Annotated in this window: 15 protein-coding genes and 1 pseudogene; all 16 read left to right on the top strand. The window is 66.2% G+C overall.

The genetic code is table 11. From position 1 onward, the window contains the following. Positions 1-26 precede the first annotated feature (26 nt). The 16 genes and pseudogenes from dnaE (at position 27) to lpxB (ending at position 21445) form a co-directional block, all read left to right on the top strand. Positions 27-3529 (top strand): annotated as a pseudogene (dnaE, locus tag AC5V87_RS22445) (DNA polymerase III subunit alpha). 201 nt (positions 3530-3730) lie between these two features. Continuing rightward, positions 3731-6193 (top strand): caspase family protein, encoded by a 2463-nt coding sequence (locus tag AC5V87_RS22440; RefSeq protein ID WP_456838236.1) that lies wholly within the window; start codon positions 3731-3733, stop codon positions 6191-6193. A 210-nt stretch (positions 6194-6403) separates the two neighbouring features. After that, positions 6404-7399 (top strand): 30S ribosomal protein S2, encoded by a 996-nt coding sequence (locus AC5V87_RS22435; protein ID WP_456838237.1) that lies wholly within the window; start codon positions 6404-6406, stop codon positions 7397-7399. Positions 7400-7535: 136 nt separating this feature from the next. After that, complete coding sequence (gene tsf, locus AC5V87_RS22430; RefSeq protein ID WP_456838238.1) at positions 7536-8459, top strand: translation elongation factor Ts; 924 nt, start codon at positions 7536-7538, stop codon at positions 8457-8459. A 61-nt stretch (positions 8460-8520) separates the two neighbouring features. Continuing rightward, on the top strand, positions 8521-9237 hold the full coding sequence (gene pyrH, locus AC5V87_RS22425) for a UMP kinase (protein WP_456838239.1): 717 nt from the start codon (positions 8521-8523) through the stop codon (positions 9235-9237). A gap of 70 nt (positions 9238-9307) precedes the next feature. Further along, a complete protein-coding gene (frr, locus tag AC5V87_RS22420; RefSeq protein ID WP_212432439.1) occupies positions 9308-9871 on the top strand; it encodes a ribosome recycling factor in 564 nt (187 codons plus the stop codon). A gap of 121 nt (positions 9872-9992) precedes the next feature. Beyond that, a complete protein-coding gene (locus tag AC5V87_RS22415) occupies positions 9993-10751 on the top strand; it encodes an isoprenyl transferase (protein ID WP_456838240.1) in 759 nt (252 codons plus the stop codon). Then, positions 10748-11590: a phosphatidate cytidylyltransferase gene (locus AC5V87_RS22410; protein WP_456838241.1), complete on the top strand. Its 843-nt coding sequence runs from the start codon at positions 10748-10750 to the stop codon at positions 11588-11590. The genes AC5V87_RS22415 and AC5V87_RS22410 overlap by 4 nt, the downstream gene beginning before the upstream one ends. A gap of 4 nt (positions 11591-11594) precedes the next feature. Further along, the gene (gene dxr, locus AC5V87_RS22405) at positions 11595-12818 is read left to right on the top strand and encodes a 1-deoxy-D-xylulose-5-phosphate reductoisomerase (RefSeq protein ID WP_495367776.1); all 1224 of its coding nucleotides are present in this window, start codon (positions 11595-11597) and stop codon (positions 12816-12818) included. 43 nt (positions 12819-12861) lie between these two features. Beyond that, positions 12862-14013, top strand: coding sequence for an RIP metalloprotease RseP (gene rseP / locus AC5V87_RS22400; RefSeq protein WP_456838243.1), 1152 nt, complete (start codon positions 12862-12864; stop codon positions 14011-14013). Positions 14014-14202: 189 nt separating this feature from the next. Beyond that, the gene (gene bamA, locus AC5V87_RS22395; protein ID WP_456838244.1) at positions 14203-16758 is read left to right on the top strand and encodes an outer membrane protein assembly factor BamA; all 2556 of its coding nucleotides are present in this window, start codon (positions 14203-14205) and stop codon (positions 16756-16758) included. A gap of 128 nt (positions 16759-16886) precedes the next feature. Beyond that, complete coding sequence (gene lpxD / locus AC5V87_RS22390; RefSeq protein ID WP_456838245.1) at positions 16887-17954, top strand: UDP-3-O-(3-hydroxymyristoyl)glucosamine N-acyltransferase; 1068 nt, start codon at positions 16887-16889, stop codon at positions 17952-17954. Beyond that, positions 17951-18412, top strand: coding sequence for a 3-hydroxyacyl-ACP dehydratase FabZ (gene fabZ, locus AC5V87_RS22385; protein ID WP_035702330.1), 462 nt, complete (start codon positions 17951-17953; stop codon positions 18410-18412). Before lpxD ends, fabZ begins: the two co-directional genes overlap by 4 nt. A 189-nt stretch (positions 18413-18601) precedes the next feature. After that, complete coding sequence (lpxA, locus tag AC5V87_RS22380; RefSeq protein ID WP_456838246.1) at positions 18602-19393, top strand: acyl-ACP--UDP-N-acetylglucosamine O-acyltransferase; 792 nt, start codon at positions 18602-18604, stop codon at positions 19391-19393. A 19-nt stretch (positions 19394-19412) separates the two neighbouring features. Then, positions 19413-20270 (top strand): LpxI family protein, encoded by an 858-nt coding sequence (locus tag AC5V87_RS22375; protein ID WP_456843325.1) that lies wholly within the window; start codon positions 19413-19415, stop codon positions 20268-20270. Further along, a complete protein-coding gene (gene lpxB, locus AC5V87_RS22370; protein WP_456838247.1) occupies positions 20267-21445 on the top strand; it encodes a lipid-A-disaccharide synthase in 1179 nt (392 codons plus the stop codon). The genes AC5V87_RS22375 and lpxB overlap by 4 nt, the downstream gene beginning before the upstream one ends. Positions 21446-21461 lie beyond the last annotated feature (16 nt).

The following is a 21461-nucleotide window of genomic DNA, read 5'->3' as shown; positions in this document are numbered from 1 at the left end:
CATCTGCAAGAGGCCGTCACGCGACCATGCCGAGCGCCGGATTTGTCCACCTTCACGTTCACTCGGCCTATTCGCTGCTCAAGGGCTCGATCAAGATCGCCAAGCTCGCCGAGCTTGCGAAGAAGGACCACCAGCCGGCGCTGGCGCTGACCGACACCGACAATCTGTTCGGCGCGCTGGAGTTCTCCGACAAGATGGCGGGCTCCGGCATCCAGCCGATCGTCGGCCTGGAGCTGGCGATCGATTTCGGCGATCAGGATCCGAACGCCCGCAACGCGATGGGGCCGTCGCGCGTGGTGCTGCTGGCGGCGCAGGAGCGCGGCTATCGCAGCCTGATGCGGCTGAACTCGCGCGCCTTCCTCGAATCGCCTGACAGCCACGCGCCGTTCGTCAAATTCGACTGGCTCGACGGCGAGACCGAAGGCCTGATCGCGTTGACCGGCGGGCCGGATGGGCCAGTCTCGCTCGCGCTTGCGGTCGGGCAGGCTGAAATCGCAGCCACGCGGTGTGAGCGTCTGGCAAAACTGTTCGGCGATCGCCTCTACATCGAGCTGCAGCGCCACAACACCGACAAGGAGCGCCGCATCGAGGGCGCCTTGATCGACATCGCCTACACCAAAGGCCTGCCGCTGGTCGCAACCAACGAGCCGTATTTCGCCGCGAGCGACGATTATGAGGCGCATGACGCGCTGCTCTGCATCGCCGGCGGGCGCCTGATCGCGGAAACCGACCGCGAGCAGCTCACCCCGGATCACCGCTTCAAGACCCGCGCCGAAATGGCGGTGCTGTTCGCCGACATTCCGGAGGCGCTGGCCTCGACGGTCGAGATCGCCGAGCGCTGCTCGTTCCGTCCGATGACGCGCAAGCCGATCCTGCCGTTCTTCACGGTCGGCGCTGCGGGCAGCTCGGATGCGGCGGCGGTCGAGGCGGCCGAGCTGAAGCGCCAGGCTGAGGAGGGGCTTGCCAACCGCCTGCGCGTGCACGGACTGTCGCAGGGCACCACCGAGGAGACCTACGCCAAGCGGCTCGCTTTCGAGCTCGACGTCATCACCCGCATGAAATATGCGGGTTACTTCCTGATCGTGTCCGACTTCATCAAATGGGCGAAGTCGCAAGGCATTCCGGTCGGCCCGGGCCGCGGCTCCGGCGCAGGCTCGCTGGTCGCCTGGGCGCTGACCATCACCGACCTCGATCCGATCAAATTCGGCCTGCTGTTCGAGCGCTTCCTCAATCCGGAGCGTGTCTCGATGCCCGACTTCGACATCGACTTCTGCCAGGACCGGCGCGGCGAGGTGATCAGTTACGTGCAGCAGCGCTATGGCCGCGATCAGGTCGCGCAGATCATCACCTTCGGTACGCTGCAGGCGCGCGGCGTGCTGCGCGACGTTGGGCGCGTGCTGCAAATGCCCTACGGCCAGGTCGACAAGCTGACGAAGCTTGTGCCGCAAATCCGGCCGCGCCCGTCACACTGGCCGCCGCGATCGAGAGTGAACCAAAACTCCAGGCCTTCCGCGACGAGGATCCGGTGGTGGCGCGCGCCTTCGACATCGCCCAGCGCCTCGAAGGCCTGACCCGGCACGCCTCGACCCATGCTGCCGGCATCGTGATCGGCGATCGTCCATTGAGCGAGCTCGTGCCGCTCTATCGCGATCCCAAATCCGACATGCCGGTGACCCAATTCAACATGAAATGGGTCGAACCTGCGGGTCTCGTCAAGTTCGACTTCCTCGGCCTGAAGACTCTGACCGTGCTCGACGTCGCGTGCAAGCTGCTCAAGCCGCGCAACATCCATGTCGATCTCGCCACGCTGCCGATCGACGACGCCGAGAGCTACCAGATGCTCGCGCGCGGCGAGGTGGTCGGCGTGTTCCAGGTTGAAAGCCAGGGCATGCGCCGCGCGCTGGTCGACATGCGCCCGGACCGTTTCGAGGACATCATCGCGCTGGTTGCGCTGTATCGCCCGGGTCCGATGGCGAACATCCCGACCTACTGCGCGCGCAAGCACGGCGACGAGGAGCCGGAATATCTCCACCCCGTGCTGGAGCCGATCCTGAAGGAGACCTTCGGCGTCATCATCTATCAGGAACAGGTGATGCAGATCGCGCAGGTGATGTCGGGCTATTCGCTCGGCGACGCCGACCTCCTGCGCCGCGCCATGGGCAAGAAGATCCGCGCCGAGATGGACAAGCAGCGCGACATCTTCGTCGCGGGTGCGGTGAAGAACGGCGTGCCGAAAGGGCAGGCCGAGACCATCTTCGAACTGCTCGCCAAGTTCGCCGATTACGGCTTCAACAAGAGCCACGCGGCGGCCTATGCGCTGGTGTCCTACCACACCGCCTACATGAAGGCGCATTATCCGGTGGAGTTCATCGCGGCGTCGATGACGCTCGATCTCAACAACACGGACAAGCTGTCCGAATTCCGCTCCGAGGCGCAGCGCCTCGGCATCAAGGTCGAGCCGCCGAACATCAACCGCTCCGGTGCGACCTTCGAGGTCGGCGACAAGGTCATCTACTACGCGCTCGCCGCGCTCAAGGGCGTCGGCACCCAGGCAATCGAGCAGATCGTCGAGGAGCGCACGAAGCGTGGGGTGTTCACCTCGCTCGCCGACTTCGCCGCGCGGGTCAATCCGCGCGCGATCAACAAGCGCATCATCGAGAGTTTAGCTGCCGCCGGCGCCTTCGACACGCTGGAGCCGAACCGCGCCCGCGTTTTCGCCGGCGCGGACGCGATCCTCGCGGCGTGCCAGCGCGCGCATGAGGCCGCGACCATCGGCCAGAACGACATGTTCGGCATGTCGGCAGACGCGCCGACCATCATGCTGCCGCAGATCGAGGCGTGGCTGCCGGCCGAGCGGCTGCGCCGCGAATACGATGCGATCGGCTTCTTCCTGTCCGGACATCCGCTCGACGATTACGCCACCGTGCTGAAGCGCCTGCGGGTGCAGTCATGGGCCGAGTTCTCGCGCGCGGTGAAGACCGGCGCCACCGCCGGCAAGGTCGCCGCGACCGTGGTGTCGCGCATGGAGCGGCGCACCAAGACCGGCAACAAGATGGGCATCATGGGGCTCTCCGATCCCACCGGCCATTTCGAGGCGGTGCTGTTCTCAGAGGGCCTTGCGCAATATCGCGACGTGCTGGAGCCGGGCGCGGCCGTGCTGCTCCAGCTCGGTGCCGAGCTCCAGGGCGAAGACGTTCGCGCCCGCGTGCTGCATGCCGAACCGCTCGATGACGCCGCCGCGAAGACGCAGAAGGGCCTGCGCATCTTCTTGCGCGACACCAAGCCGCTGGAGTCGATCGCCAAGCGTCTCGCCGGCCCTGAGATGGCGGCCAGCAACGGCGCCGCGCCGAAAATCGGCAGCCCCGGCATCGCGCCGCGCTCCAATGGCGACGGCGAGGTCTCGCTGGTGATGATGCTCGACCTCGAGACCGAGGTCGAGATGAAGCTGCCGGGGCGCTTCAAAGTCTCGCCGCAGATCGCCGGCGCGATCAAGGCGGTCGCGGGCGTCGTGGACGTGCAGCAGCTGTAGCAGCTGCTCTGCGCGATCTGATCGCCTTGCGCCGTTGCGAAACTGACTTGAACCTGACCTGAAGCTCACCTGGCGCTGACGCCGTTAACCGGGCCGCCATGCCGTCGCCTCAATCCAAGCCTTTCGTTCAACCGCCATTCAGCCAGCCGCGCGTCTGATGCGCACTTGGCACTTCAACGAACAAAGCCGGGCAAGCAAGCCATGCGTGGGACGCTCAGAGCCTTCATCTGCCTTCTCCTGCCACTCGCGGTCCTTGCCGTGGGCGCGGCGGATCAGGCGCGCGCGCAGCAGCCGGAAAAGCGCATCGCGCTCGTGGTCGGCAATGGCGCGTATGCGAAATCGCCGCTGGCGACAACCGCGAACGATGCCGGCCTGATCGCGCAGACACTGCAGGCGGCGGGCTTCGACGTGGTCGGCGCGCGCGATCTCGATGGCGACACGCTGCGCAAGAGCTTTCGCGATTTCATCCAGAAGGCCCAGGCCTCGGGCCCCGGCACCGTCGCGATGATCTATCTGGCCGGCTACGGCGTGCAGCTTGCAGGCGAGAACTATTTCATCCCGGTCGATTCGAACATCAGCCGCGACACCGACATTCCGACCGAGGCCCTGCGCATCAGCGACTATGTGCGCCAGCTCGCGTCGATCCAGCTCAAGGCCAATATCGTCGTGCTCGATGCGGCTCGCGCCCAGCCCTTCATCGAAGGCGGCCAGCCGATCGCCAGCGGCCTGGCGCTGGTCGAGCCCGAGCCGAACATGCTGATCGCCTTCAACGCCGCGCCCGGCACGGTCGCGCCGGAGGAGCCGGGGCCCTACGGCATCTACGCCCAGTCGCTGGCCGAGATGATCCGCACCGGCGGGCTGGCGCTGCCCGACGTGTTCGACCGCGTCCGCCTGCGCGTCAACGAATCCTCCAAGGGCGCGCAGGTGCCCTGGAACGAGCAGAAGACCTCGGCGCAGTTCTCGTTCTTCGAGCGCGGTCCCGATGCACCGCCGCCGGAGGTTGCGCCCGACCAGGTCGCCGCGATCCGGAGCAAGCCGATCCGCGATCTCGGCGTGCAGGATGCCTATGCCGCCGCGCTCGCGCGCGACACGCTGCCGGCTTACGAGGAGTTTCTCGCGGCCTATCCCGGCGATCCCTTGTCGAAGCGCGTCATGGCGATCGTGGCGGCGCGCCGCGAGGCGATCACCTGGCGGCGGACTTATCGCGCCGACACGCCGGATGCCTATTGGTCCTATCTGCGCCGCTATCCGCGCGGGCCGCACGCCGGCGACGCACGGCGCAGGCTTGCGATCCTGACCGCGCCGCTCGAGCCGCCGCCGAGCTTCGCCATGCTGGATTACGACGTGCCGCCACCGCCGCCGGAGGAGGTGGTCTATGTCGACCGTCCGGTGCTGTACTTCAGCGACCCTGATTTCGGCTTCGTGCCGCCACCTCCGCCGCCGGTCTATTATCTGCCGCCACCGCCGCCGGATTTCGTCGTGCTGCCGCCGCCGCTGCCGGTGGTCGGGCTGTTCGTGCTGCCGCAGCCGGTGTTCGTGCCGATCCCGGTGTTCGTCCGCCCGCCAATCTATGTCGCGCCGCCGCCGAACAACATCATCTACCAGAACATCCACAACACGACCGTCATCAACACTGTGATCAACCGCCCGCTGACGCCGCCGCCGGGGGGCGGCGTCGGAGCGGCCAGCCTGGCGCCGGCGGTGGCCGGCCGCGCCAACCCCGCAGGTCCGGCGGTGCCGCAGGCCGTCGCCCAGCGCGCCGCCTTGATCCAGCAGGGCAAGGCGCCGATGCCGCAGAGCGCGACGATCCAGCCGACGGCAAGGCCGGGGACGTCCCCGGCGACGCGGGCAAATGTCGCACCGACCGCGGCGCCATCCCCCGCGCCGCCGGCCAGATTGCCTCAAGCCAACACATTGCCGGTTCCCGGAGCCCAGGGCGGTCCGCCCGCGCCGTCAACGGGGACCCCACCCGGCGGCAAGCCCGCGCCCACCGCGACGGCACCCGGCACGACAGCGCCGGTGCATCCGGGGGCGGCGACCGCCACGGGGGCCGGCACAACGCCGTCGGCCCATCCCGGTGCGCCCACGACGACTGCTCCGGCTACTGCCGTCACGCCGACGAACCCGACTGCTGCGCCTGGCCAGGCGCCGAAGCCGCCGGTCGCGGGAGCGCCGGCCGTGACCGGGCCTGCGGATCGCGCCAAGTCCGCAACCCGCGAGCCGGCCGCCTCGGCGCCACCCCCTGCCGGAACATCTGCGCGCCCCGCCGGACGACCGGCCGCGCCACCACCTTCCGCTGCGCACGAGCCGGTGAGGCCGCAGCATCTTCCGTCGGCAGCACCAGCGCAGGCGACCCGCCCCTCGGCGCCAGCACCGCGGCCCCAGGCGGTGGCGAGGCCGACGCCTGCGCCGCCGGCAGCCGCCGCACGCCCGGCACCACCGCCTCCGCCGCGCGTCGCATCGCCTCCACCTGCCCGGGTGGCTCCGCCTGTAGCGGCCGCGCGGCCTGCGCCTGCGCCGCCGCCACCGGCAGCCCGGCCGGCGCCCCCGCCGCCACCGCGGATGGCGGTTGCCCCGCCACCGCGGCCGGCCGCACCGCCGCCGCGTCCCGCGGCGCCGCCCGCCGCCGCGAAGAAGTGCCCGCCCAACCAGCCGAAGTGCTAGGGCAGGGCGGAAGCCTCGCGGAAGCAGCCTTCGGCGGGCGAAAACCGCCCCCGAATGGCCCTTATTTCCTTGCTTCTGGCCGAAATGGCGCTATATAGCGCGCCATCTCACACGGAAACATGGCTCACAAGGCCGTCCGGTGGCAGCCGGGGCGAGAACGCTCCGTTTTGCTCACACGTTTCCGGAGGAACCAACCGGAGAATTAGAACGATGGCACTGCCCGATTTCACTATGCGTCAGCTGCTCGAAGCCGGCGTGCACTTTGGTCACCAGTCTCACCGCTGGAATCCGAAAATGGCTCCCTTCATTTTCGGCACCCGCAACAACATCCACATCGTCGATCTCGCCCAGACCGTGCCGATGCTGCACCAGGCCCTTCAGGCCGTCAGCGACACGGTTGCCAAGGGCGGCCGCATCCTGTTCGTCGGCACCAAGCGCCAGGCGCAGGACGGCGTTGCCGATGCGGCCAAGCGCTGCGCGCAGTATTTCGTCAATTCGCGCTGGCTCGGCGGCACGCTGACCAACTGGAAGACGATCTCGGCCTCGATCAAGCGCCTGCGTCATCTCGACGACGTGCTCTCGGGCGGTGAGGCCAATTCCTACACGAAGAAGGAGCGCCTGACGCTTCAGCGCGAGCGCGACAAGCTCGACCGCTCGCTCGGCGGCATCAAGGACATGGGCGGTCTTCCCGACCTGATCTTCGTGATCGACACCAACAAGGAAGACATCGCGATCCAGGAGGCCCAGCGCCTCAACATCCCGGTCGCCGCGATCGTCGACACCAATTCAGATCCGAAGGGCATCACCTATGTGGTGCCGGGCAATGACGACGCCGGCCGCGCCATTTCGCTGTATTGCGACCTGGTCGCGCGCGCCGCGATCGACGGCATCTCGCGTGCCCAGGGCGATTCGGGCATCGATGTCGGCGCTTCGGCCCAGCCGATCGCCGAAGAGCTGCCGGCCCCTTCCTCGAGCGGCTTCCAGGGCCTTGCCGGTCCGCGCGGCACCGCCGACGACCTCAAGAAGCTCCCGGGCGTGTCGGGTGCGATCGAGAAGAAGTTCAACGACCTCGGCATCTTCCATTACTGGCAGCTCGCCGAGCTCGACCACGACACCGCGCACACGATCGGCGAAGAAGTCGGTCTGCCGAGCCGCGCGGATGCCTGGGTGGCCAAGGCCAAGGCGCTGACCGCGGAAGCGGAATAGTCAAAACGAGCGGTGGATTGGCCGGACCGGATCCGGCCACCATTTCATTCAGTTGACGCGAATTCCTGAGATGGACCGCGGCGGGGCAATTAGTGCCACGCCGCGGCAAACCGGCAGGCAAGAAGGATTTTCAACGATGGCAACGATCACAGCTGCGATGGTCAAGGACCTGCGCGAGTCGACCGGCGCGGGCATGATGGACTGCAAGGCCGCGCTCACCGAGACCAATGGCGACATGGAAGCGGCGCAGGACTGGCTGCGCAAGAAGGGCCTGTCCAAGGCCGCCAAGAAGTCCGGCCGCGTCGCCGCCGAGGGTCTGATCGGCGCGCTCACCAAGGGCACCAAGGGCGTCGTGGTCGAGGTCAACTCCGAGACCGACTTCGTCGCGCGCAACGGCCAGTTCCAGGGCCTGGTGAAGATGATCGCCCAGGTCGCCTTCGACGTCGGCGCCGATGTCGAGAAGATTAAGGCCGCCAAGGTCGGCGACGTCACGATCGAAGCTGCGATCAATGACGCGATCGCCACCATCGGCGAGAACATGACGCTGCGCCGTGCCGCCGCGCTTGAAGTCAGCCAGGGCGTAGTGTCGCACTATGTGCACGGTGCCGTCATCGACGGCGCCGGCAAGATGGGCGTTATCGTGGCGCTGGAATCGCCCGGCAAGGCCGACGAGCTCGCAGCGCTCGGCCGCCAGATCGCGATGCATGTCGCCGCCACCAACCCGCTGGCGCTCGATCCGTCCGGCCTCGATCCGGCGGTCGTCAAGCGCGAAAAGGACGTGCTCGCCGACAAGTACCGCCAGCAGGGCAAGCCCGAGAACGTGATCGAGAAGATCGTCGAGTCCGGCCTCAAGACCTACTACAAGGAAGTCTGCCTGCTCGAGCAGGCCTTCATCCACGACACCGGCAAGTCGGTGGCGCAGGCGGTGAAGGAAGCGGAAGGCAAGGTCGGCGGCGCTGTGAAGATCGCCGGGTTTGTGCGCTATGCTCTCGGCGAGGGAATCGAGAAGCAGGAAAGCGACTTCGCAGCCGAGGTCGCGGCGGCCAGCGGCAAGAAGTAAGCGCCGGAACGTTCCTTCCGGCCGTGCCGCCGGAAGCGGCGCCCGGACAAGGAAAGTGCTCATGACTGATCCGGTCTATCGTCGCGTCGTGATCAAGCTGTCCGGCGAATATCTCGCGGGACAGCAAGGCTTTGGCATCGATCAGCCGACCATGGACCGGGTTGCGGACGATTTGATCGCCGCCCGCCAGCTCGGCACCGAGGTTGCGGTCGTGATCGGCGGCGGCAATATCTTTCGCGGCGTCGAGGTGTCCTCCCGCGGCGTATCACGCCCGACCGGCGACACCATGGGCATGCTGGCCACGATGATGAACTGCCTCGCGCTCGAAGCCACGATCGAGCGCAAGGGCGCGCCGGCGAGGGCTCTCTCGGCCTTTGTCATGCCCGAGATCTCCGAGCTTTTTACCCGCGCGGCGGCGCACAAATATCTCGCCGAGGGCCGAATCCTGCTGCTCGGCGGCGGAACCGGCAATCCGTTCTTTACCACCGACACAACGGCGGTGCTGCGTGCCGCCGAGATCGGCGCCCAGGCGGTGCTGAAGGCGACCAATGTCGACGGCGTCTACTCGGCCGACCCCAAGAAGGATCCGACCGCCACGCGGTTCGACCGGCTGACGCATTCCCAGGCGATCGAGGGCGGCTACAAGGTGATGGATGCGACCGCCTTCGCGCTTGCCCGCGAGACGTCGCTGCCTATCATCGTGTTCTCGATCGCGGAGCCGGGTTCGATCGGCGCGATTCTGCGTGGCGGCGGCCACGGAACCATCGTCGCCGGCTGACGGCTCGTCTGACGCGCCCCAAAAAGGCAGGGTCGCGGAGAGGTCGCCGGGATTTTGAAGGAGAAACGTGATGGCCACGGGTAATTTCGACCTCAACGAAGTGAAGCGCCGCATGCAGGGCGCCGTCCAGTCGCTCAAACACGAGCTTGGCGGCCTGCGCACGGGGCGCGCCTCGGCCTCGATGCTCGATCCGGTGCAGGTCGATGCCTATGGCAGCCACATGCCGCTCAACCAGCTCGCTACCGTCAGCGTGCCGGAGCCGCGCCTGATCTCGGTGCAGGTCTGGGACAAGTCGATGGTCAAGGCGGTGGAGAAGGCGATCGTCGATTCCAATCTGGGCCTCTCGCCCGCGACCGAGGGCCAGGTGCTGCGCCTGCGCATCCCCGAGCTCAACGAGGAGCGCCGTAAGGAGCTGGTCAAGGTCGCGCACAAATATGCCGAAGCCGCCAAGGTCGCCGCGCGCCATGTCCGCCGCGACGGTCTCGACGTTCTCAAGAAGCTCGAGAAGAATCACGAGATGTCGGAGGACGATCAGAAGCGTCATGCTGACGAGGTGCAGAAGGCGACCGACGGCACCATCGCCGAGATCGACCAGCTGCTGGCCGCCAAGGAAAAAGAAATCCTGACTGTCTAAAGCACGATGAATGGTCATCGTGCTTTAGGTTATTGTTCGCGCATGATCTCTTCGGAAGACCGCTTCGCACTTTGCGCTAACGCGGCCCTTCGGGTCCGGATCATGCTTTGAGGCCGACATCATGTCCAACGCCGCCGCGCCCGCAACGGAAGGACCCGACCGGTCCGATGCGCCTGCGCATGTCGCCATCATCATGGATGGCAACGGGCGTTGGGCGGCCGCGCGCGGCCTGCCGCGCGCGGAAGGGCATCGCCGCGGTGTCGAGGCGTTGCGCCGCGTGGTGCGTGCCTCGCACGAGCTCGGCATCCGCTATCTCACCATCTTCTCGTTCTCGTCGGAGAACTGGTCGCGCCCGGCGAGCGAGATCGGCGATCTGTTTGGCTTGCTGCGGCGCTTCATCCGCAACGACCTGGCGAGCCTGCATCGCGATGGCGTCAAGGTGCGCATCATCGGCGAGCGGGACGGGCTCGAAAGCGACATCTGTGCGCTTCTGAACGAGGCCGAGGAACTGACGCGCGACAACACGCGCCTGACGCTCGTGGTTGCCTTCAACTACGGCTCGCGCCAGGAGATCGCGAAAGCGGCGCAGAAGCTCGCGCGCGAAGTTGCAGAAGGAAAGCGCGACCCTGATACGATCGACGCCGAGGCGCTGGGCGCGCATCTCGATGCGCCCGACATTCCCGATCCCGATCTCATCATCCGCACCAGCGGCGAGCAGCGCCTGTCCAACTTCCTGATGTGGCAGGCGGCCTACAGCGAGCTCGTGTTCGTGCCGATCCATTGGCCCGATTTCGACAAGGCGGCGCTGGAAGGCGCGATCGCCGAATTTGCCAGGCGCGAGCGCCGTTTCGGCGGTCTGGTCGCGAAAACCGCCTCGTGAGCGAACCCGACGCCGCATCGGCGGGCGAAAAGCCGACCCCGAGCAATCTCGTGATGCGGGTTCTCGCAGCGCTGGTGCTGGCGCCGCTCGCCATTGCGCTCGCCTATGCCGGCGGCTGGCTGTGGGCGCTGCTCGTCACCCTGGTGTCGATCGGTCTGTTCGCGGAATGGCTGATGGTGGTGGGGGCGGGCTCGACCGCGCTGACCGGGGCGGGGACGATCGCCATCGCCATGATGGGCTTGTGCGTGGCCGCCGGCGCGCTCAAGACCGCGATCGTCGTCGGCTTCATCGGCGGCGCGATCGTGACTGTGATCGCACGCGGCAAGTTCGTCTGGGCCGCGACCGGCTTCGCCTATGCGTCGGCGGCGCTGCTCGCCTCGATCCTGGTGCGGAAGGATCTCGTCAACGGCTTCTCCGCGCTGATGTTCGTGCTGCTGGTGGTGTGGGCGACCGATATCGGCGGCTATTTCGCGGGGCGCAGCATCGGCGGGCCGAAGCTGTGGCCGCGCGTCAGCCCGAAGAAGACCTGGTCCGGCGCGCTCGGCGGCTTCGTGGCCAGCCTTGCGGTCGCAGGCGGGTTTGCGGCCTGCGGGATCGGCAAGGCCGTTCCGCTGCTGCTCGTCAGCGCCATCCTGTCGGTGGTATCGCAAGCCGGCGATCTGTTCGAATCCGCGGTGAAGCGCCGCTTCGGCGTCAAGGATTCCAGTCACTTAATTCCCGGCCATGGCGGCCTTATGGACCGCCTGGACGGCTTTGTTGCCGCCATCCTGATGGCATGGATTGTCGGCTTTGTTCGCCATGGTGTGCATAGCGCCGGAAGCGGTCTTATGGTTTGGTGAGGATATGAGCGCAGTCCCATTGCGTAACAACAGGCTTGCTGCGTCCGACGTCCGCAGCGTCACGGTTCTCGGCGCCACCGGCTCGATCGGCGACAGCACGATGGATTTGCTGCGCGCCTCGCCCGAGCGCTACCGCGTCGAAGCCTTGACCGCGAACGGCAACGTCGCGGCGCTCGCCAAGCTCGCGAAGGAATTCTCCGCGCGCTATGTCGCGATCGCCGACACCTCCAAGCTCCCCGAGCTCAAGGCTGCGCTCGCCGGCACCAGCACCGAATGCGGCGCCGGCGAAAGCGCGGTGATCGAGGCCGGCGCCCGGCCGGCCGATTGGGTCATGGCCGCCGTCAGCGGCGCCGCCGGACTGAAGCCGGCGCTCGCCGCGGTCGATCGCGGCGCCCATGTCGCGCTCGCCAACAAGGAATGTCTCGTCTGCGCCGGCGATTTCTTCATGCAGCGCGCGGCGAAAGCGGGCGCCTGCATCCTGCCAGCCGATTCTGAGCACAACGCGCTGTTTCAGGCCTTGGCATCGGGCAATCGCGACGAGCTGGTCCGCGTCATCATCACGGCCTCGGGCGGCCCGTTCCGCACCTGGAAGCCGGCCGACATCGAGCAGGCGACGCTGGAGCAGGCCCTGAAGCATCCGAACTGGAGCATGGGCCAGAAGATCACGATCGATTCGGCCTCGATGATGAACAAGGGCCTCGAGGTGATCGAGGCGTCCTATCTGTTCGCGCTCTCGCCCGACGAGATCGATGTTCTCGTGCATCCGCAGTCTATCATCCACGGCATGGTCGAGTTCTCCGACCGTTCGGTGATGGCCCAGCTCGGCGCGCCCGACATGCGCACGCCGATCGCGCACTGCCTGGGCTGGCCGGACCGGATCAAGGGGCCGGCGGCAAAGCTGGACCTCGCCAAGATCGGCCAGCTGACCTTCGAGGCGCCGGACTTCGAGCGCTTCCCCGGGTTGCGCCTGGCCTTCGATTCGCTCCGGACCGGGAAAGGGGCGACCACCGTCTACAACGCCGCCAACGAGGTCGCGGTCGCCGCCTTCATCGCCGGCAAGATCCGGTTCGGCGCGATCGCGCGGCTGGTGGAGGCGACGCTCGATGACTGGATCCGCGGCGGCAACCAGGCGCCGATGACCTCCGCCGATGATGCAATCTGTGTTGACCATGTTGCTCGAAATAGAGCTGCCGCCCTATTGCCTCAAATTGCCTTAAAGGCATCCTAGATGGCTTGGGCCAGGGCCTTGCGGCGCTGGATAAGGGGAATCGATGATCGACTTTTTCGTCCATAGTTTCAATGCCTTGAGCCATGGGCTTCTCGGCTACGTGGTTCCCTTCCTGTTCGTCCTGACCATCGTCGTGTTCTTCCACGAGCTCGGCCATTTTCTGGTCGCGCGCTGGGCAGGCGTTCGCGTGTTGACCTTCTCGCTCGGCTTCGGACCAGAGCTGGTCGGTTTCAACGACCGCCACGGCACGCGCTGGAAGATTTCGGCGATCCCGCTCGGCGGCTACGTCAAGTTCTTCGGCGACGAGAGCGAGGCCTCGACCCCGTCGGCGGAGACGCTCGCGGCCATGACCGAGGAGGAGCGCGCCGGCAGCTTCCACCACAAGAAGGTCGGTCCCCGCGCCGCCATCGTCGCGGCCGGCCCGATCGCCAATTTCATCCTGGGCGCGCTGATCTTCGCCGGCATGGCGCTGTACTACGGCAAGCCGAGCACGATCGCGCGCGTCGACGGCGTCGTCGCCGACGGTGCGGCGGCTGCGGCCGGCTTCAAGATCGGGGACGTTGTCGTCCAGATCGACGGCAAGCCGATCGAGAGCTTCGCCGACATGCAGCGAATCGTTGCGATGAATGCTGGTTCCGCGCTTACGTTCCAGGTGAAGCGGGATGGCGCCATCGTGTCGCTGACCGCCACTCCGGCGCTGCTCGAGCGCAAGGATCCCTTCGGCAACAGCCACCGCGTCGGCGTGCTTGGCGTCGAGCACAAGTCGCAGGCCGGGGAGGCCTCGACCGCTCCGGTCGGCATCGGCGAAGCGCTCAAGATCGGCGTCGAGCAGGTCTGGTTTATCATCACCAGCACGTTCAAGTTCCTGGGCTCGCTGTTCGTCGGGCAGGGCAATCCCAACGAGGTCAGCGGCGTCCTGGGAATCGCGAAGATGTCGGGGCAGGCGGCGAGCGCCGGGTTCCAGTTCGTGATCAACCTGTGCGCAGTGCTGTCAGTGTCGATCGGCCTGTTGAACCTGTTCCCGATTCCCCTGCTCGATGGCGGTCATCTTATGTTCTATGCGGCCGAAGTGGTGCGCGGCAGGCCCCTGTCCGAACGGACTCAGGAGATGGGGTTCCGAATCGGACTCGGTTTGGTGCTGATGCTGATGGTGTTTGCGACCTACAACGACATCCTTCGGATGGCGGCTTCCTGATAGGGGCTTTTTTGTGGCGCGAACGATGGCGTTGCTGTTCAGCAACGTCTTGGAATGAAATTGAAATTGCGGCGCGCTCGGCCGTTTGCGGCGTCGGTGAAATTGGCTACAAGCGGCCCTGAACTTGGGGAATCTCCCGGACCGGCGTTGGGGTTGGGTCTGGTACGGAATGATAAGGGCGCGTTGCGCATGAAGTTTGGACTGCGACTCCGGGGGGGCTTGCTCGCAACCCTGATCATGTTCGGCGCGCCGGTGGTTGCCCCGGTCGGGGCTGTTTTCGTGTCTTCGTCTGCGCTCGCTCAGACCGTTCAGTCGATTTCCGTCGAAGGAAATCGCCGTGTCGAGGTCGAGACGATCCGCTCCTATTTCAAGCCGGGTCCGGGTGGCCGCTTGGATCAAGCCGCCATCGACGACGGCCTCAAGGCCCTGATCGAGACCGGCCTGTTCCAGGACGTCAGGATCAACCGAGGCCCCGCCGGCCAGATCATCGTCTCCGTTGTGGAAAACCCGGTGATCGGCCGTATCGCCTTCGAGGGCAACAAGAAGATCAAGGACGAGCAGCTCACCGCCGAGGTCCAGTCCAAGGCGCGCGGCACTTTCTCCCGCGCCATGGTGCAGTCCGACACGCTGCGAATCGCCGAGATCTATCGCCGGTCCGGCCGCTACGACGTGCGCGTCACGCCTGAAATCATCGAGCAGCCGAACAACCGTGTCGACCTGATCTTCACGATCGAGGAGGGCGCCAAGACCGGCGTCAAGTCGATCGAGTTCGTCGGCAACAACGCGTTCTCGTCCTACCGCCTGCGCGACGTCATCAAGACGCGCGAATCGAATCTGCTGAGCTTCCTCGCCAGCGGCGACATCTACGATCCCGACCGCGTCGAAGCCGACCGCGACCTGATCCGCCGCTTCTATCTCAAGAACGGCTTTGCCGACGTGCAGGTCGTGGCCGCGCTCACCGAATACGATCCCGAGAAGAAGGGCTTCAACGTCACCTTCAAGATCGAGGAAGGCGCGCAATACCGCGTCGGCGCGGTCGATTTCCGCTCCAGCATCCCGAACTTCGATCCCACCTCGATGCGCGCCTATTCGCGCGTCAATGTCGGCTCGCTCTACAACGTCGAATCGGTCGAGAAGTCGGTCGAGGAGATGCAGATCGAGGCCTCGCGCCGCGGCTACGCCTTCGCCGTGGTCCGCCCCGGCGGCGACCGCAACTTCGAGGCGCACACCGTCTCCGTCGTGTTCAACATCGACGAGGGCCCGCGCACCTATATCGAGCGCATCAATTTGCGCGGCAATACCCGCACGCGCGACTACGTGATCCGCCGCGAGTTCGACATCTCAGAGGGCGATGCCTACAACCGCGCGCTGGTCGATCGTGCCGAGCGGCGCCTGAAGAACCTCGACTACTTCAAGAGCGTGAAGATCACGACGGAGCCCGGCTCCTCGAGTGACCGCGTCATCCTGATCGTGGACATGGAAGAGAAATCGACCGGCGACTTCTCGATCTCGGGCGGTTACTCCACCACCGACGGCGCGCTGGCCGAAGTCTCGATCTCTGAGCGCAACCTGCTCGGCCGCGGCCTGTTCGCCAAGGCGGCGGTGACTTATGGCCAGTATGCCCGCGGCTACTCGTTGTCGTTCGTCGAGCCGTATCTGCTCGACTACCGGGTCGCGCTCGGCCTCGACCTCTACCAGCGCCAGCAGCTGTCCAACAGCTACATCTCCTACGGCACCAAGACGCTCGGCTTCTCGCCGCGCCTCGGCTTCTCCTTGCGTGAAGATCTCGCGCTCCAGCTGCGCTACTCGATCTACCAGCAGGAAATTTCGCTGCCGGGCTACCTTGCGAACTGTAACAACGTGCAATTCCTGCCTGATGGCACGCCGAATCCTGCGTTCAACCCGAGCCCGGCCTTCTCCAACGCAACTGGTATCCCCCTTGCCGCTTCGACCAACGGCCTGGGCTGCTATAGCGATGGCGAAGCCTCGCTGCCGGTGCGCAAGGAGCTCGCTGGCGGCAAGACCCTGACTTCGGCGCTCGGCTACTCGCTGACCTACAACACGCTGGACAACAACAAGAACCCGACCGACGGTCTGCTCATCGACTTCCGTCAGGACTTCGCCGGCGTCGGCGGCGACGTCTCCTACCTGAAGTCGGTGATCGACGCGAAGTACTACGCTCCGCTGGTGTCCGATATCGTCGGCCTCGTGCACGTGCAGGGCGGCATGCTGAACCAGATCGGCAACAAAGATCTGCGCATGCTCGATCACTTCCAGATGGGCCCGAACCTCGTCCGCGGCTTCGCGCCGAACGGCATCGGTCCGCGCGACATCAATCCGTTCGACACGCAGGACGCGCTCGGCGGCACCAAGTACTGGGGCGCTTCGCTCGAATTGCAGATGCCGTTCTGGTTCTTGCCGAAGGAAGTGGGCCTGAAGGGTGCGGTCTATGCCGATGCCGGCGGTCTGTATGACTACAAGGGACCGACGACGTGGAGCGTGACCGGCGAAACGACCACGCCAGCCAACTCGAACTGCATCCCCTCGACCACCAATCCGGTGACCGCGGGAACCTGTACCGGCCTGATCTATGACGACAGCAAGGTGGTCCGCTCGTCGGTCGGTGTCGGCCTGATCTGGCAGTCGCCGTTCGGACCGCTGCGCTTCGACTACGCCGTGCCGCTCACCAAGGGCAAGTACGACCGCACGCAGGAGTTCCGGTTCGGCGGCGGTACCACGTTCTAATTCGATCAGCAGGGCATGATCCGGCCCCAGTTGGGGGCCGGATGCCAAAAAGATCGTGCTCAATCCATGAGATGAGGCATGATGCGGCCTAGCCGCTTCATGCCGAAGCCGGACCGCGACGGGGTGGAATGGCGCAGCCGACCTTCTTCACAAAACCGCCTGCCACAGCACTGGCCGATATCGCCACGCTGACGAAGGCGCAGCTTGTCGACCCCGGCAGGGGCGGCCAGATCATCACGGGTCTCGCTTCGCTGGATGAAGCCGGCCCGATGCATCTGGCGTTCTTCGACAACCTCAAATATGCCGACCAGCTCAAGGCGACCAAGGCCGGCGCCTGCCTCGTCAGCCCGCGTTTCGAAGCCCAGGTGCCCGCGCATGTGGCCGTGCTGCGGGCGGCGCAGCCGTTCCGCGCTTTCGTCAGGATCGCACGGGAATGGCACGGGGATGCGCTACGGCCGCAATCCTGGGTCGGCAATGCGGGCATCGCGTCCTCCGCCGTCATCGACCCCACGGCGCGGCTCGAGGACGGCGTGATCGTCGATCCCCTGGCGGTGATCGGCCCGGACGTGGAGATCGGCAGCGGCACGGTGGTCGGCGTCGGTGCGGTGATCGGCCCCGGCGTCAAGATCGGCCGCGACTGCAATGTCGGCGCCCGCACCGCCATCCAGTGCGCGCTGATCGGCAACAACGTGCTGATCCATCCCGGCTGCTCGATAGGCCAGGACGGCTACGGCTTCATCTTCTTCGGCCCCGAAGGCCATCTGAAGGTGCCGCAGACCGGTCGGGTCCTGATCCAGAACGACGTCGAGGTCGGTGCCAATACCACGATCGACCGCGGGTCCTTGCGCGACACGGTGATCGGCGAGGGGACCAAAATCGACAATCAGGTCCAGATCGGCCACAATGTGACGATCGGCCGGCACTGCCTGCTGGCGGCCCAGATCGGGCTCGCCGGCAGCCTGACCATCGGCGACAACGTGGCGCTGGGAGCGAAGGTTGGAATCAACAACCACCTCAAGATCGGCGACGGGGCCCAGGTGACCGCCATGAGCGCCGTCAAGGACGACATCCCACCGGGCGGGCGCTGGGGCGGGCATTTCGCCAAGCCGACCAAACAGTGGTTCAAGGAGATCATCGCGGTGGAGCGCCTGGTACGCGACAGCAAGGCCGATCCGAAGGACGAGGGACGGGAATGACGGAGGAATCACCTGTTAAGTTCGAGCTGGTGGACATCAACGCGATCCTCCAAACGCTGCCGCACCGTTTTCCGATGCTGCTGATCGACCGCGTCATCAACATCCGCGCCGATTACAGCGGCATCGGCATCAAGAACGTCACGTTCAACGAGCCGGCCTTCCAGGGGCACTTCCCCGAGCGCCCGGTCTATCCCGGCGTCATGATGATCGAGGCAATGGCGCAGACCGCGGGCGTGATCGGCATCAAGTCGGTCGAGGGCACCGAGAAGCCGCGCGCGGTCTACTTCCTCACCATCGACAAGTGCAAATTCCGCAAGCCGGTGCTGCCCGGCGACACCATCGAGTATCACATGCGCTCGCTCGGCCGCCGCAAGGCGATGTGGTGGTTTCACGGCGATGCCAAGGTCAACGGCCAGGTCGTCGCGGAAGCCGACGTCGGCGCCATGCTGACGGATTGAGGGCGCTTCCGGCGCGCTTCTTCATGCGGAGGATGAAGTCGTTCACGTGCCGAGGCGATTGCTTCGACCGTCCGGTGAAATGCGCCCATAGATACGTCACTGGACAGATCGGGCCCGGTCGCGCTAACCACCGGAAAAGCGAGCGACTTCAACAGATAAGCTGACCTTCTTGATGAGTAAGATTGCCTGATGAGCAAGATTGATCCCACCGCACGCGTGGCGGACGGCGCCGTGATCGGCGCCGGCACCGAGATCGGGCCCTATTGCATCATCGGCCCGCATGCCGTGATCGGCGCGAATTGCAAGCTGATCGGGCAGGTCACGGTCATCGGCCATACCTCGGTCGGCGACAATTGCGTGATCTCGCCGTTTGCGGTGCTCGGCGGCGCGCCGCAGGACCTCAGCTACAAGGGCGATCCGACCACGCTCGAGATCGGGTCCGGCAACACCATCCGCGAAGGCGCGACGATGAACGTCGGCACCGTCAAGGGAGGCGGGAAGACGCGCGTCGGCAACGACGGCTACTTCATGAACAACAGCCATGTCGGCCATGACTGCATCGTCGGCAACAACGCGATCTTCGCGACCTCGGCGACGCTCGGCGGGCACTGCGAGATCGGCGACGCCGTCTATATCGGCGGCCTCTCGGCGGTGCATCAGTTCACCCGCATCGGCTCCTATGTGATGGTCGGCGGCCTCTCGGGCGTGCGCGATGACATCATCCCGTATGGGCTCGCCAACGGCCAGTATGCGGTGCTGGAGAGCCTCAACCTGATCGGCATGAAGCGGCGCAAATTCACCAAGCAGCGGCTTGCCGCCGTGCGCGCGTTCTACCAAAAACTCTTCCACGGCCCCGGCACGTTCGCCGCGCGGCTGGAGGCGGTGCGTCCGCTCGCGAGCGAGGATCCGGCGATTGCCGAAATCCTCGACTTCATCGGAAAGGGCAAGCGCCCGCTCTGTCTTCCTGCCATCGCAAAGTGATCCTGGCATGGCCGCGGGCATGACATCGGCGGCGTCAGAAGTTTCATCGCCGGTCGGCATCGTCGCCGGCGGCGGGGCGATGCCGTTCGCGGTCGCCGACTCGCTCGCCGCGCGCGGCATCACGCCGGTGCTGTTTCCGCTGCGTGGGGCCTGCGATCCGGCGCGGGTGGAGAAATTCCGCCATCGTTGGATCTCGATCGGCCAGCTCGGCCGCGCCATGCGGCTGTTCCGCGAGGAGGGCTGCCGCGACCTGATCTTCATCGGCACCTTGGTGCGGCCCTCGCTTTCCGAGATCAGGTTCGACGTCAAGACGCTGCGCCTGCTCGGCAACGTCATTCGCGCCTTCCGCGGCGGCGACGATCATCTCTTGTCCGGCGTCGGTCGCATCCTCGAGCAGGACGGCTTCCGCATGGTCGGCATCAAGGATGTCGCACCCGATCTCTTGATGCCCGAGGGCTGCATCAGTCGCGCCTGGCCCGCCGACAATGCCAAGGCCGACATCGCGCGCGGCCGCGCGGTGCTGACCGCGCTCGGCCCGTTCGACATCGGTCAGGCTGCGGTGGTGATCGACGGCCATGTCGTGGCGGTCGAGGACATCGAGGGCACCGACGCGCTGCTCGCGCGCGTCGCGCGCCTGCGCGAGGAGGGGCGGATCCGTGCCGCGATGGGCCGCGGCGTGCTGGTGAAGGCGCCGAAGAGCGGCCAGGATCTGCGCTTCGACTTGCCGACGATCGGCCCGCGCACCATCGAGGGCGTCGCCAAGGCCGGCCTTGCCGGCATCGCGGTCATCGCCGGCAACACCATCGCCGCCGAGCCGCAGGCGATGATCGCGCTTGCCGACGCAAAGTATCTCTTCGTCATCGGCTTGCCGGCATGATGCAGAGCCGCGATCCCAAGCGCAGGATCTTCCTGATCGCGACGGAGGAATCCGGCGACAGGCTCGGCAGCGCCCTGATGAAGGTGCTGCGCCAGCGCCTCGGCGACGGCGTGCAGTTCGAAGGCATCGGTGGCCGCACCATGGCGCGCGAGGGGCTGGAGTCGCTGTTTCCGATCGAGGAGCTGTCGATCGTCGGCTTCGCCGCGGTGGTGCAGCAATTGCCGAAAATCCTGCGGCTGATCCGCCAGACCGTGGACGCCGTGCTGCAGGCACCGCCCGACGCGCTCGTCATCATCGACAGCCCAGACTTCACCCATCGCGTCGCCCGCCGCGTTCGCGCGAAGAATTCGGCGATCCCGGTGGTCGACTATGTCTCGCCGCAGCTCTGGGCGTGGCGGCCGGGACGGGCGCGGACCATGCTCGGCTATGTCGACCATGTGCTCGGCCTGCTGCCGTTCGAGCCGGAGGAATACCGCAAGCTCGGCGGGCCGCCGTGCAGCTATGTCGGCCATCCCCTGATCGAGCAATTGACCTCGTTGCGCCCGAATACCGAGGAGCGGCGCCGCCGCGATGCCGAGCCGCCGGTGCTGCTGGTGCTGCCCGGCAGCCGCCGCAGCGAGATCCGGCATCATCTCGAGGTGTTTGGCGCAACGCTCGGGCGGCTTCAGGCGGAGGGGCGCTCCTTCGAGCTCATGCTGCCGACCATGCCGCATCTCGTAGCCACCGTGCGCGAAGGCATCGCGAACTGGCCGGTCAAGCCGCAAATCGTGATCGGCGAAAACGAGAGGCGCGCCGCCTTCCGCATTGCGCGTGCGGCGCTGGCAAAGTCGGGGACGGTGACGCTGGAGCTCGCGCTGTCGGGCATTCCGATGGTGACGGCCTATCGCGTCGGCGCCATGGAAGCCTTCATCCTGCGCCGCGCGATCCGCGTCTCCTCGGTGATCCTCGCCAATCTCGTGATCGGCAAGGACGTCATTCCGGAGTTCTTGCAGGAGGAGTGTACGCCCGAGAAGCTCGCCCCGGCGCTCGCTGACGCGCTGACGGATTCGCCGCTGCGGCGGCAGCAAGTCGAAGCGTTCGCGCAGCTCGATCAGATCATGTCCACCGGAAACCGATCGCCGAGCGTGCTCGCCGCCGACATTGTGCTGGCGACGATGCGGAAAGGCCGGCGCTAAGACGACGGCCTTGTAG

It is taken from the genome of Bradyrhizobium sp. SOJA106 (assembly GCF_059448745.1).
Note: the sequence above shows the minus strand (reverse complement) of the source record. Positions and strands in the feature narration are given on the sequence as shown.